Raw genomic sequence first — 13,547 nt, forward strand, 5'->3', positions numbered from 1 at the left:
GTGCAGGTTTCCGTACCCGACGTCTCGTCGAAGTCCCTGGCCGAACTCGTCTCGCTGTCCGGGCGCCGCGCCGTCGTGACCGGCGCGGGCCGGGGGCTGGGCCGGGCCGTCGCCGAGCGGCTGGCCGAAGCGGGAGCGGACGTGCTCGTCGCGGACATCGAGGACGAGCTCGCCACCGCCGTCGCCGAGGATCTCGACTGCCGGGGGCAGGGCCGCGCCCTGGCCGCCCACCTGGACGTCACCGACCCCGACAGCGTCGTGGCCGCCGCCGACCTCGCGGTCCGGGAGCTCGGCGGGATCGACATCTGGGTGAACAACGCCGGGATCTTCCCCAGCGTGCCCGCCCTGGAGATGTCCGACAAGGCCTTCGACGAGGTGTTCGCCGTGAACACCCGCGGGGTCTTCCTCGGCGCCCGGGAGGCCGCGCGCCGGATGAGCGAGGCCGGACACGGGGGCGTCATCGTCAACGTCGTCTCCACGGCCGGGTTCCGCGGGACGGCTCCCGGCCTCGCCGCCTACGTCGGCTCCAAGCACGCGGCGCGCGGCCTCACCCGGCAACTCGCCCTGGAGTTCGCCCCGTTCGGCATCCGTGTGCTGGGTGTCGCGCCGACGTTCGTACCGACCGAGGGGAACATGGCGGCGGCGGCCGCCGCCGGGGTGCCCCTGGACTCCGAGGCGATCCTCTCCGTGATGCGGCCGGGCCCCCTCGGCCGGCTCGGCGTGCCTGACGACATCGCCCGCGTGGTGCTGTTCTGCGCCAGCGACCTCTCGGCCTTCATGACGGGCAGCACGCTCCTCGCCGACGCCGGTGAGACGGCGTAACCGCGCCCCGCCCCGACCAACCCGACCGCACCGAGCACCCGGTAGGAACTCCATGCTCTCGCCCCGCACCACCCCCACCCGCGACGCCGTCGGCCTCGACGGCCTGTGGCGGTTCGCCCTCGGTACCCGCACCGGCGCCACCCCGTGGGCGGCACGGCTCGCCCCGCCGCTCGAAGTCCCCGTGCCCGCCAGCTACAACGACCTGTTCGTGGACCCGGAGATCCGTGACCACGTCGGCGTCGTCTGGTACCAGCGCGACGTGCGCGTCCCGCGCGGCTGGACCGGCGAGCGCGTGGTCCTGCGCTTCGGCTCCGTCACCCATGCCGCGCAGGTCTACGTGGACGAACGGCTCGTGGCCGAACACACCGGCGGCTACACACCGTTCGAGGCGGACCTGACCGGCGTCGTCGAGCCCGGTGCCGCGTTCCGGCTGACGGTCGGCGTCGACAACCGGCTGACGAACACGACGATCCCGCCCGGCACCGTCACGACCGGCCCCGACGGCCGCGAACGGCAGTCGTACCTGCACGACTTCTACAACTACGCGGGCATCGCCCGCCCGGTCCGCCTGTACAGCACGCCGACGACCTACGTCGAGGACGTCACCGTCGTCACCGGACGGGACGGCGCGGCCGGCACCGTCGGCTACCTCGTTCAGACCGCCGGCACGCACGCCGAGTCGGTCGCCGTGCGGGTGCGCGCGGTGGACGAGGCCGGCCGGACCGTCGCGGAGGGAGGGGGCCCGGAAGGCGTGCTGCGCATCGAGGACGTCACGCTCTGGCAGCCGGGCGCGGCCTACCTCTACGACCTCGTCGTGGAACTGGCCCTGGACGGGGAGACCGTCGACAGCTACACCCAGCCCTTCGGTGTCCGGACCGTCGAGGTGCGCGGCACCGAGTTCCTGATCAACGGGGAGCCGTTCTACTTCACCGGTTTCGGCAAGCACGAGGACACCCCGGTGCGCGGAAAGGGCCATGACGACGCCTACCTCGTCCACGACTTCCAGCTCATGCGGTGGACCGGCGCCAACTCCTTCCGCACCTCCCACTACCCCTACGCCGAGGAGGTCCTGGACTTCGCCGACCGGCACGGCATCGTCGTCATCGACGAGACCGCCGCCGTCGGTCTCAACCTCGGCGTCCAGGGCGGGCTGACCGGTGTGCCGCCGACCCCGACCTTCGCGCCGGAGAACTTCGGCGGGACCACCCGCGACGTCCACGCCCAGCACCTGCGGGAGCTGATCGAACGGGACAAGAACCATCCGAGCGTGGTGATGTGGTCCCTCGCCAACGAGCCGGCCTCCAACGAGGACGGTGCCCGCGAGTACTTCGAGCCGCTGGTCGAACTGGCCCGCAAGCTCGACCCGACCCGGCCCCTCACCTACTCCGCCGTCATGTTCGCGACGCCGCAGAACGACCGGATCGGCGACCTGTTCGACGTACTCAGCATCAACCGCTACTACGGCTGGTACCTCTTCACGGGCGACCTCGCGACCGCCGAAGGGTATCTGGAGCAGGATCTGCGCGGGTGGGTCCAGCGCTTCGGCAAGCCCGTCATGATGTCCGAGTACGGCGCCGACACGCAGCCCGGTCTGCACTCCGTCTGGGACGCCCCGTGGAGCGAGGAGTACCAGAGCGACTTCCTCGCCATGTACCACCGCGTCTTCGACCGCATCCCCGAGTTCGTCGGCGAACACGTGTGGAACTTCGCCGACTTCCAGACCTCGAACGGCATCCACCGCGTCGACGGCAACAAGAAGGGCGTGTTCACCCGCGACCGGAAGCCCAAGTCCGCCGCGTTCGCCCTGCGCCGGCGCTGGCACGGCCTGGACGGCCGCAAGCCCGGCGAGGCCGCGGCCGACTGACGCACCCGCCGGTCCGAAGGACCGTGAGGACGGGCACCATCGGCCCTCACCGTGAGGGGAGCGGCCCACCGCCACGCCACCGCGGGACATGCCGGAGGTGCCGCCCCGGCCGTACGTCCGGCATCCCGGCAGCCAGGACCGCTCGTACCACCGGTCCTCGCGGGCGAGCCCGTTCCGAGGGCCCGCCCAGCCCCTCCCTCTCTCTCCGCGCCGGACGCCGATCGTTCCGATCGTGCGGAACCGCCGCGACCGTCGTCTCCCGCCCACAGCCGTCCCGGCCACCCGGCGGTTGCCGCCGCGCTCAGCAACCATGTGACAAGGAGTCCTCATGCCTCACGACGACCGGGACGTCAGCGTGGTGGTTCCCTCATCTACGGCCTCCCCGCAGACGGCCGCACCGTGGGAGACCGCCCAGGGTCCCGTCGAGGGGCCCGCCGAGACGGCCGCCCCGCCCGAGATCGAGGCACCGCCGCTCCAGACGGTCGGCAGGGGCTACCTCCTGTGGCTGATGATCGCCAGCTTCGGCGGCTCCCTGGCCCTGATGGTCCCGCTCTCCTACTCCCTCGCGGTGCGGATCGACGACCTCGCCCCCGGGCACGAGGAGCGGCTCGGGTACGTCACCGGATCCGCCCAGGCCGTCTACCTGGTCCTCAGCCCCCTGATCGGCCTCTGGAGCGACCGCACGCGGTCCCGGCTCGGCCGCCGCACCCCCTTCATGATCGGCGGTGCCCTCCTCGGCACCGCCGCGCTCGTCGGGGTCGCTCTCGCGCCGTCGGCCCTCCTGCTGGGCCTCGCCTGGGTGGTCGGCATGGTCGGCTGGTCGACGGCCGGGCAGGCGATCCAGAACGTCCAGGCGGACCGGGTGCCCGAGGAGCAGCGCGGCCGGGTCTCCGCCCTGACCAGCGTCATGACCCAGATCGCCCCGGTGATCGGCATCGGCCTCGCGTACGCGGTGGCCTCCAGCACCCTCCTGGTGTTCCTGGTCCCGGGCGTCATCGGTGCCGCCCTGGTGCTGCTCTTCCCCGTGCTCAAGCCCGAGGGCGACTCCCGCGCGCTGGTGCGCACCAGCGGTGTGACGCTGAAGGGCATGCTCGCCAGCTATGGCTTCAACCCGCGCAAGTACCCGGACTTCGGCTGGAACTGGCTCGGCCGCTTCGTCTTCTTCATGGGTCTGTACTTCAACACCACCTTCGGCACCTTCTTCTACGCGCAGCGGCTCGATCTGCCGGTCAAGGAGGTCGCCGGGATCGTGGCGGTCATCGGGACCATCGGCGTGGTGGCCGCGGCGGGCGGCGCCATCGGCGGCGGCTTCCTCTCCGACAAACTCGGCCGGCGCAAGCTGTTCACCCTGATCGGCTCGGCGGTGTTCGTCGCCGGGGCCGTCACCGAGGCGTTCGCCCACTCGCTGCCCCAGCTGGTCGTCGGCGCGGTGCTGATGCAGTTCGCCATCGCGGTGTTCAGCGCCGTCGACCAGGCGATCGTGTTCGCCGTGCTGCCCAACCGGGCCGAGGCCGGCCGCTATCTCGCCGTCGTCGGCTTCGCGCAGAAGATCCCCAGCGCCGTCGCCCCGCTCATCGCCCCGCTCGTCATCACCCTCGGGGTCGGCGCCGGCGGCGAGAAGAACTACACACAGCTCTATCTGCTCGGCGCGGTCCTGGCCCTGGCCGGTGGCCTCATCGTCAAGTTCAAGATCAAGTCGGTCCGGTAGGGCCGCCTCCCGGCGTCGCCCCGAGAAGCATCCCGTTCCACCGAGTTCCGAGAAGGCACAGCATGCGCAACGCACCGTACGACCTGGGCATCGACAGCGGCGGCGACGACTTCCCCGTGTCGGGGTCCGCGCCCAGGCTGTCCTGGAAGCCTCCGTCGGACGCGGCGCGGCCGGTGGCGTACGAGGTGCGGTGCACCGTCGACGGCGAGGAGCGGCCCACCGTGACCACCGCCGTGGGCGGGCACCGGTTCCTCGCCTGGCCGTGGGCGGCGCTGGACAGCGGTCGCCGGGTGGCCTGGCGGGTCAGGGCGCTCGGCACCGACGGCGACGACGACTCACCGTGGTCGCGGTGGCACGTGTTCGAGAGCGGTCTGCTCGCCGCCGACTGGCGGGCGCGCTGGATCAGCCCCGCCGAGTCCGGCGCCGGCGGATACGGCAGGCGGCCCGCGTACGCGCTGTCGACCCGGTTCCGGGTACCGGCCGGGGTGCGCTCGGCACGGCTGTACGCGACGGCGCTCGGGGTGTACGAGGCGTACGTCAACGGCGAGCGGGCCGGCACCGCCCAGCTCTCGCCCGGGTCCACCTCCTACGACCGTACGCTCCACGCCCAGGCCTACGACGTGACGGCCGCCGTCGTCACGGGCGACAACCGGATCGAGATCCTGCTGTCCGACGGCTGGTACCGGGGCCAGGTGGGCGCCTTCCGCCAACCGGCCGGCTGGGGCACGGTCACCGGCGCGCGGGCCGAGTTGCACCTCGTGCACGAGGACGGCACACGGCAGGTCGTCCGTACCGACGGGACATGGACGAGCGCGGAGTCGGCCATCACCCGGGCCGACCTCATGGACGGGCAGACCACCGACTTCCGCGTCGGGCCGGGCACCGAACAGCCCGTCCTCGTGGACCAGGTCGAGGCGCCCGCGATCACCTGGTCGCCGGCACCGCCGGTGCGGGTCGTCGAGTCGCGTCCCGCACAGTCGGTCCAGCGGATCGAGGACGGGCTCTGGATCGCCGACTTCGGCCAGAACGCCTCCGGCTGGATCACCCTGAGCGACCTCGGCCCGGCCGGGACCCGTACCGTCATCGACTACGGCGAACACGTCGGCGTCGACGGCGATCTGTCGACCACTCACCTGGACGCGACCCGGCCGGGACAGGCGCCGATTCCCTTCGTGCAGCGCGACGAGGCCGTGTCCGCGGGCCGTGGCGAGACGTTCGAGCCGCGCCACACCGTGCACGGCTTCCGCTACGCCCGTATCCGCCGCGACGGCGCCCCGCTCGACCCGGCGAGCCTCGTCATGCGGGTCGTCCACTCCGACCTGCGCCGCACCGGCACCTTCGCGTGCGGTCACGAAGACCTCGACCGCCTTCACGACATCGCCGAGTGGAGCTTCCGCGGCAACGCCGTCGACGTGCCCACCGACTGCCCGACCCGTGAACGCCTCGCCTGGACCGGCGACTACCAGGTCTTCGCCCCCACCGCGACGCGCCTGTACGACGTCCTGGGCTTCAGCCGCAAATGGCTGCGCTCCGTCCGCGACGACCAGCTGCCCGACGGCCGGATCGCCAACTTCTCGCCCGACGGACGCCGTATCAAACACCACCTCGACGACCAGTTCGCCATGATGACCGGCTCGGCCGGCTGGGGAGACGCCATTGTCGCCGTCCCGTGGGAGCTGTACGAGTCGTACGGCGACCGGGAGGTCCTGGCCGAGAACCGGGAGGCGATGGTCCGCTGGGTGGAGTGGGCCCTGAACACCGCCCGCACGGCCCGCCACCACTCCCGTGTCGAACGCTCGGCGGAGCCGCTGCCGCACGAGCAGTATCTATGGGACGGCTCCTTCCACTGGGGCGAATGGACCGAACCGAAGGCGAAGGCGGCCGACGGCACCCGTATCGACCCCGTCCAGAGCGACCCCGTCGCCTGGTTCATGGCCGACAAGGGCGAGATCGGCACGGCGTTCCTGTACCGCTCGACGGCGACCCTGGCCCGGGTCGCGCGGGTGCTGGACCGCGCCGAGGAAGCGGACCGCTACGCCGCGACCGCCGAGCGGATCCGCGACGCCTGGCGCACCGAGTTCCTCTCGCCCGACGGACGTACCAGCGGTGACACCCAGGCCGGTTATGTGCGCGCGCTGTCTCTCGGGCTCGTCCCCGACGAGCTGCGCGAGGCCGCCGCCACGCGGCTGGTCGAGCTGATCCGCGCGGCCGGTACCCATCTCACCACCGGCTTCCTCGCGACCGGCGATCTGCTGGCGGTCCTCGCCGACACCGGACACGCCGACGTCGCCTACGAGTTGCTTCTCCAGCGCACCGCACCGTCCTGGCTGTACATGCTCGACCGGGGCGCGACCACCATCTGGGAGGACTGGGAGGGCGTCGACGACGCCGGCACCGCCCACGACTCCCTCAACCACTACAGCAAGGGCGCGGTGGTCCGCTTCCTGCACACCCACACCCTGGGACTGCGCCAGCGGCCGGGGTCGATCGCCTGGGAGTCCTTCGAGGTCGCGCCCGTCCCGCACCCGTCCGTGCGGTGGGCCCGGGGCACCCACGAGTCCCCGCAGGGCACGATCGCCGTCGAGTGGCGCACCACGGACGACCTGCTCACCGTCACGGTGGACGTCCCACCGGCCACCACCGCACGCGTCGTCTTTCCCGACGGCACGATCGTGGAGCCCGTCTCCTGCGGCAGGTTCAGCGCCACCCGCCGCATGGGGGAGGGGAATGCGTCGAGCTGACATCGGGAGAGGGAGCCGGGGGGCGGCCTCCAGAGCCTCGATCACGCCGTACCGCCGCACGGCGAGGGCGCCCAGGTCATTCCTCGTCGCCTGGTTCCGCCGGCTGTGGAAACGTCATGCGCATGAAGGCCTCGATCGGGCCGACGATGTCGAGTTCCTGGTCGAGCAGCCACTGCAACTGCAGCCCGTTGAGCACGGCCTGGAGCAGGGCGGCCGCGTGTTCGGGGGCGAGCGCCGCGTGGAGTTCTCCGCGGTCGGCCTTCCCGCGCATGCCCTGGGCGAACTGATCGCGTCCCCAGGCGTAACGGTGCGCGAAGTAGCCGTGCGCGGGGTGCTCCGGGCGTGAGGCGGCGGCTGCGAGCTCGATCCACAGGCGCATCAGCTCGGGGGCCTTCTGGTGGTGGCGCAGCAGGTCACCGAGGTACGGCATGAGATGGTCCATGTCCGGCACCTGTGACTCGGCGTACTGCCGCTCCTCGGTGTCGCGTTCGGCGAGTACGGCGGCCAGCAGGTCGTCTTTGTTGCGGAAGTGGTGCAGCAGCCCGGCGTGGGTGATGCCGGCCCGCTCGGCGATGTCCCGCAGCGAGGCCTTCGTGAATCCGTGTTCCGCGAAGCTCTCGCGAGCCGCCCGGACGATCTCGGCCCGTCTGGCCGGGGTCTTGGTGTACGGGCCGCGGGCCTTGGCCTGGGTCACAGTGCGCTTCCTCTTCCCGAATCCCGCCTCACGGCGTCAAAAACCTTCCAAACCTTAGAATTTCACGGTCTGCTCGGAGTCTGGACGGCGGGTGCCGCGAGCGCAAGGGGTGGAGCGCGGCCAATTCGCGCCAGGTAACGCTCTGGTTACGAACGGGGTCCCCCGTCTTCCCGCGCCTTCCGCCGGGGCTTACCTTCCGAATGAAAATCGACCACGTGGTAACTGTTCGCGTGGCGGGGCCCACCGGCGGATCCGCGACCGCCGCACCGTCCCTGTCCACCACCCGCATGCCGGCCTCACGGGGCTCCGCCGCACTCCCCACGCGTGCATCGGCCCACTCGTGCACCCGTGCATGCCCGCGCCCATACACCGACGCACTGACGAAGGCCTCGGCTCTTCAGGTTCCAGGACGAAGGAATCCGCCCATGCGCATCCGCTTCTCGCATTCCCGGCCCAGGCCACGCCCGCGACAGCGCTCGCAGGCCCTGGCGGCCGCCGTGGCCGTGGCGCTGCTGGCGACGGCCACGGCGGCGTGCGACAGCACCCCGGCCGCCACGTCGAACTCCGGCACCGACGCGACCCTCGCGCTGTCCATCCTCGGTACGCCCAACTCGTTCGACCCCGCCCAGCTCATCGAGGGCCAGCAGACCTACGTCTGGGACTCGATCTTCGACACGCTGCTCCTCCAGGACAACAAGGGCGAACTCCACCCCGGTGCGGCGCAGAGCTGGGCGTACTCCAAGGACGGTCGCACGCTCACTCTGAAGCTCCGCCAGGGCATGAAGTTCAGCTCGGGCGATCCGGTGGACGCCAACGCGGTGAAGGCCACCCTGGAGCGGATCCGCTCGACGCCGGGCCAGAGCCAGCTGTCGCTGGCCGCCGTCTCCTCGGTCGAGGCACCCGACTCCTCGACGGTCGTCATCAAGCTCTCCCGGCCCGAGGCCTCACTGCTCGGCGCGCTGTCGACGGCGCCCGGCGTGATCGGCGACCCGAAGACGATGGCCGACAAGCGCACCACCCTCAACCCGGTCGGCTCGGGCCCGTACACCCTCGACACCAAGGCCACGGTCAACGGCTCGGTGTACGTCCTCAACCGGCGCGACGACTACTGGAACAAGAAGGCGTACCCGTTCAAGACGGTCAAGATCCGTGTGATCACCGACCCGACCGCGTCGGCCAACGCCCTCAAGGCGGGCGAGACCAACGCCGGCACCGTCGACGTCTCCCAGATCTCCGCGATCAGGGCGGCCGGCTTCGACATCACCCACGTGCAGGCGACCGCCGGCGCCTTCCTCGTCCTCGGCGACCGCGCGGGCAGCAAGCTGAAGCCACTCGGCGACCTGCGCGTGCGCAAGGCCATCAACATGGCCTTCGACCGGCAGAAGATGGTCACCCAGGTGCTGCGCGGCTCCGGCAAGGCCACCGACCAGGTGTTCAACCCCAAGGGCGGGGCCTACGACGAGGCGCTCAACAAGGCGTACCCCTATGACGTCGCCGGGGCCAAGAAGCTGCTCGCCGAGGCCGGATACCCGAACGGCTTCTCGGTCACCATGCCGAGCCTCGTCTTCACCAAGAGCTTCGAGCCGCTCTTCACCCAGGCGCTCGCCGACATCGGCGTCAAGGTGACCTGGGAGCCGGTGCCCGCCCAGCAGACCACCTCCGCCGTCGCGTCGGGCAAGTACCCGATGTTCCTCCTGGTGGAGGGTCTCGCCTCCGACGCGATCATGACCCGCAGCTTCTACACCCCGACCGGCTTCCGCAACGTCTTCCGCTCCACCGACCCGAAGCTGACCGGGCTCCTCGACCAGGCGTCCAAGGAACTCGACCCGGCCAAGGCCGCCGGAATCTACCGGGAGATCAACGAGTTCGGCGTCGAGAACGCCTGGCTGGCACCCGTCTTCTACCTCGGCACCGACTGGGCCACCAAGAAGGGCATCACCTACCTCGGCGACGGCTCCTCCACGATGGCCACCATCCGCCAGTTCGGCGTGGCCGGCTCGTCGCGGTCCGGAGGGTGAGCCGCCACTCATGACGCTCTATGTGCTGCGTCGCCTGACCGCGGGCCTCGTGCTCGCGGTCCTGGTGACCGTGATCACGTTCCTGCTGCTCAGCACGTCCTTCGACGACGTGGCCGGCAGCGTCCTCGGCAACGGCGCCACCCCGCAGCAGATCGCGGCCCAGAAGGCACAGATGGGCCTCGACCGTCCGGTCGCGGTCCAGTACGCCGACTGGCTCGCGCACGCCGTCCGCGGCGACCTCGGCGCCTCCTACTTCACCAGCGAGCCGGTCCGCTCCGCCATCACCGCCCGGCTCGGCGTCACCCTGTCGATCGTCGTGGTCGCGCTGATCGCCACCTCGGTCATCAGCGTCGCCCTCGGGGTGGCCGCCGCCTCCCGCGGCGGAATGGTCGACCGGTTCGCGCAGGGCGCCGCGATGATCGGCTACCTCGTACCGAGCCTGCTCGTCGCGATCGCGCTGGTCTACGTGTTCGCCATCAAGCTGCACGTGTTCCCGGCCACCGGATACACGGACTTCGGCGAGAGCCCCAGCCGCTGGGCGAGCTCCATAGCCATCCCCGTGGTCGCCCTGATGATGGGCGGGGTCGCCAGCCTGACCTCGCAGATCCGCGGGGCCATGATCGGCGAACTGCGCAAGGACTACGTCCGCACCCTGCGCACCCGGGGCATCCCCACCCGCTCCATCGTGCTGCGCCACGCCCTGCGCAACGCCGCCGGACCGGCCCTCACGGTGCTGTCCCTGGAGTTCATCCAGATGCTCGGCGGGGCCCTGATCATCGAGCAGATCTTCGCGCTGCCCGGCTTCGGCCAGTACGCGTTCAACGCCTCACTGCAGGGCGACGTGCCGATCATCATGGGCATCAGCCTCTTCGGCGTGCTGCTCGTCGTGGCCGTCAACCTCGTAGTCGACCTGCTGGGCGGCTGGCTCAACCCGAAGGCGAGGACGGTCCGTTGACCACAGCGACCACGGATGCGCGCCGCAGGCCGGCCCTGCGGCGCCTGATCACCGACCCGCAGGCCGTCGTCAGCGCGGGCCTGCTGACCGTCATCGTCCTGCTCGGGCTCCTCGCGCCCGTCCTCACCGACCACAGTGCCGACCAGGCGAACCTGGACGCCGTCAACGCCGGCATCGGCGACCACGGCTACCTGCTCGGCGGGGACAAGAGCGGCCGCGACATCTACGCCAGGCTCCTGTACTCCATCAACACCAGCGTGGTCGCCGCGCTCATCGGCGCGAGCATCGCCCTCGCGATCGGGGTCACGTCCGGGCTCGTCGGCGGTTACTTCGGGCGGCGGGTGCGTGACGTCACCGAATGGCTCTTCAGCCTGATCATGACGTTCCCCGGGCTGCTCCTGCTCATCATCCTGATGCCGGTCACCAAGGGCGACTACCGGGCCACCATGGTCGTCTTCGGCGTCCTGCTCTCACCCGGCATCTACCGCCTCGTACGCAATCTCGTCCTCGGCGTGAAGAACGAGCTCTACGTCGACGCCGCCCGGGTCTCCGGCCTCCCCGACCGGCGCATCCTGCGCCGGCACGTGTTCACCGTGGTGCGCGGCCCGGTGATCATCGCCACCGCGTTCCTCGCCGGGTCCGCCATCGCCGTCCAGTCGGGCCTGGCCTTCCTGGGCGTGGGCTCGAACACCGTGCCCAGCTTCGGCGCGATGATCTCCGAGGGCTTCACCAACCTGTACGAGGAGCCGCTTCAGTTCCTGTGGCCGAGCCTCGTGCTCGGCGTCATCACCGCTTCTCTCGTACTCCTGGGAAACGCGCTGCGGGACGCCCTGGAGGGCGGGCGCCCCCAGCCGGTCCGGATCGTGACCGCCACCGGGTACCGGCCGCCGCCCGTGGAGGAAGCCGCCGTCACCGCACTGCTCACCGTCGAGGACCTGGCGATCGCCTACCCGACCCCGACCGGTGAGCTGAAGGAGGTGGTCAGCGGCGTCACCCTGAGCGTGTCGGCGGGGGAGACCCTCGGCCTGGTCGGCGAGTCCGGCAGCGGCAAGACCCAGACCGCGTTCGCCGCACTCGGCGTGCTGCCCGCCGAGGCGGTCGTCACGCGCGGCTCGATCCGGCTCGACGGCCGCGAGCTGCTCGGCCTGAGCGAACGCGAACTGCGGGCGGTACGAGGGACGTCCATCGCCTACGTCCCCCAGGAACCCATGTCCAACCTGGACCCGTCCTGCACGGTGGGCGCCCAGCTCGTCGAGGGCCTGCGCGCGGCGACGTCCCTGTCCAGGAGCGAGGCCCGCGACCGGGTCCTGGCGCTCCTCGCCAGGGTCGGCATCCCCGACCCCGAACGCACCTTCCGCTCCTACCCGCACCAGATCTCCGGCGGCATGGCACAGCGCGTCCTCATCGCCGGCGCGGTCGCCGGCGAGCCCCTGCTGCTCATCGCCGACGAACCGACCACCGCCCTCGACGTCACCGTCCAGGCCGAGATCCTCGACCTGCTGCGCGACCTCCAGAAGGACCTGAACATGGCCGTGCTGCTCGTGACCCACAACTTCGGCGTGGTCGCCGACAGTTGCGGCCGCGTGGCCGTCATGCGGGAGGGCACGGTCGTCGAGACCGGCGCGACGGAAGAGCTGTTCGCCGCGCCGAAGCACCCGTACACGCGCAGCCTCCTGGACTCGATCCTCGACGAGACCACCCTGCGCGCGGACCCGCCGGCCACCCCCGCGGACGTACTCGAAACGGAGACCCGATGACCACGCTGCTGGAGGTGAGCGACCTGCGCGTCACCTACCCCGGACGGGGGTTCCGAGCCCGTCCCCACGAGGTCCTGCACGGCGTGTCGCTCGCCCTGGGACAGGGCGAGACCCTGGGCGTCGTCGGCGAGTCGGGCTCCGGCAAGACGACCATCGGCCGCTGTGTGCTCGGCCTGGTCGCGCCCAGCGGCGGCACCGTCCGCTTCCAGGACCACGACATCACCCGTGCGGGACGCAAGGAGCGCCGCGCCCTGGCCCGGGACATCCAGGTGATCTTCCAGGACCCGTACTCCTCCCTCAACCCGTCCCTCACCATCGGCGACATCCTCAGCGAACCGCTGGTCGTGCAGGGCGTCGCGGCGGGGGAGGCCCGGCACCGGGTGGCGGAGCTGCTCGACCAGGTGGGACTGCCCAAGGACGCCTCGCAACGCCTGCCGCGGGAGTTCAGCGGCGGCCAGCGCCAGCGCGTCGCGATCGCCCGCGCCCTCGCGCCCGCCCCTCGGCTCATCGTCTGCGACGAACCGGTCTCCGCGCTCGACCTCACCACCCAGGCCCGCGTCCTCGATCTGCTCATCGACATCCAGCGGCGCACCGGCGTCGCCTACCTGTTCATCTCCCACGACCTCGCGGTCGTCCGGCACATCAGCCACCGCGTGAGCGTCATCCACCGGGGAGACATCGTCGAGACCGGACCGGCCGGCGAAGTCACCACCACCCCCGAACACCCCTACACCCAACGGCTGCTGCTGGCCGCGCCGGTCGCGGACCCGGCCGAACAACGTCGGCGACGCGCGACGCGGCAACACCTGTGACCCGCTCGCCCAGGACTGATCAGCACCGAACGGCGCAGAACTCCTTGAACGAAGACCAGCCGACGCCGGCGGAACGCACGTTCTGCAGCGGACCCGCTACGTCCGGGTGACCGTGGCCGCCTGCCGTTCGACGGCGTCTTCGCCGTCAGCGGCGTACGGGTCTTCGGGAAGGGTGC

Annotated in this window: 9 protein-coding genes; 8 read left to right on the forward strand and 1 reads right to left on the reverse strand. The window is 71.2% G+C overall.

Annotated features, from left to right (window positions below):
- The 4 genes from ALMP_RS43525 (at position 1) to ALMP_RS43540 (ending at position 7,135) form a co-directional block, all read left to right on the forward strand.
- Positions 1-822 carry an SDR family NAD(P)-dependent oxidoreductase gene (locus ALMP_RS43525; RefSeq protein WP_264937605.1) on the forward strand — a complete coding sequence of 274 codons (822 nt, stop codon included), beginning with the start codon at positions 1-3 and terminating at the stop codon, positions 820-822.
- Between the two features lie 52 nt (positions 823-874).
- Positions 875-2,686 (forward strand): beta-glucuronidase, encoded by a 1,812-nt coding sequence (gene uidA, locus ALMP_RS43530; protein WP_264937606.1) that lies wholly within the window; start codon positions 875-877, stop codon positions 2,684-2,686.
- A gap of 328 nt (positions 2,687-3,014) precedes the next feature.
- A complete protein-coding gene (locus ALMP_RS43535) occupies positions 3,015-4,394 on the forward strand; it encodes an MFS transporter (protein ID WP_264937607.1) in 1,380 nt (459 codons plus the stop codon).
- 62 nt (positions 4,395-4,456) lie between these two features.
- Entirely contained in the window at positions 4,457-7,135 is a 2,679-nt protein-coding gene (locus tag ALMP_RS43540; RefSeq protein WP_264937608.1) for a glycoside hydrolase family 78 protein, read from the forward strand.
- A gap of 76 nt (positions 7,136-7,211) precedes the next feature.
- Here the strand turns inward: ALMP_RS43540 and ALMP_RS43545 are convergent, their stop codons facing one another.
- Positions 7,212-7,829: a TetR/AcrR family transcriptional regulator gene (locus ALMP_RS43545; protein ID WP_264937609.1), complete on the reverse strand. Its 618-nt coding sequence runs from the start codon at positions 7,827-7,829 to the stop codon at positions 7,212-7,214.
- A gap of 425 nt (positions 7,830-8,254) precedes the next feature.
- On the opposite strand from ALMP_RS43545, the gene ALMP_RS43550 reads away from it, so the two are divergent.
- From ALMP_RS43550 to ALMP_RS43565, 4 genes are read left to right on the forward strand one after another with little or no spacing between them, the layout of a single operon-like run.
- Positions 8,255-9,847 (forward strand): ABC transporter substrate-binding protein, encoded by a 1,593-nt coding sequence (locus ALMP_RS43550; RefSeq protein ID WP_264937610.1) that lies wholly within the window; start codon positions 8,255-8,257, stop codon positions 9,845-9,847.
- Positions 9,848-9,857: 10 nt separating this feature from the next.
- Positions 9,858-10,802, forward strand: a complete 945-nt coding sequence (locus tag ALMP_RS43555; RefSeq protein ID WP_264937611.1) for an ABC transporter permease — start codon at positions 9,858-9,860, stop codon at positions 10,800-10,802.
- Positions 10,799-12,559, forward strand: coding sequence for a dipeptide/oligopeptide/nickel ABC transporter permease/ATP-binding protein (locus ALMP_RS43560; protein ID WP_264937612.1), 1,761 nt, complete (start codon positions 10,799-10,801; stop codon positions 12,557-12,559). The genes ALMP_RS43555 and ALMP_RS43560 overlap by 4 nt, the downstream gene beginning before the upstream one ends.
- Positions 12,556-13,371 (forward strand): ATP-binding cassette domain-containing protein, encoded by an 816-nt coding sequence (locus ALMP_RS43565; protein ID WP_264937613.1) that lies wholly within the window; start codon positions 12,556-12,558, stop codon positions 13,369-13,371. The genes ALMP_RS43560 and ALMP_RS43565 overlap by 4 nt, the downstream gene beginning before the upstream one ends.
- The last annotated feature ends 176 nt before the right edge of the window (positions 13,372-13,547 follow it).

The organism is Streptomyces sp. A012304 (assembly GCF_026008495.1).
GTDB lineage: Bacteria > Actinomycetota > Actinomycetes > Streptomycetales > Streptomycetaceae > Streptomyces.

Coding starts and splice junctions, on each gene's coding strand:
- uidA (WP_264937606.1), top strand. CDS start 875: ATGCTCTCGCCCCGCACCACCCCCACCCGCGACGCCGTCGGCCTCGAC.
- ALMP_RS43535 (WP_264937607.1), top strand. CDS start 3,015: ATGCCTCACGACGACCGGGACGTCAGCGTGGTGGTTCCCTCATCTACG.
- ALMP_RS43540 (WP_264937608.1), top strand. CDS start 4,457: ATGCGCAACGCACCGTACGACCTGGGCATCGACAGCGGCGGCGACGAC.
- ALMP_RS43550 (WP_264937610.1), top strand. CDS start 8,255: ATGCGCATCCGCTTCTCGCATTCCCGGCCCAGGCCACGCCCGCGACAG.
- ALMP_RS43555 (WP_264937611.1), top strand. CDS start 9,858: ATGACGCTCTATGTGCTGCGTCGCCTGACCGCGGGCCTCGTGCTCGCG.
- ALMP_RS43565 (WP_264937613.1), top strand. CDS start 12,556: ATGACCACGCTGCTGGAGGTGAGCGACCTGCGCGTCACCTACCCCGGA.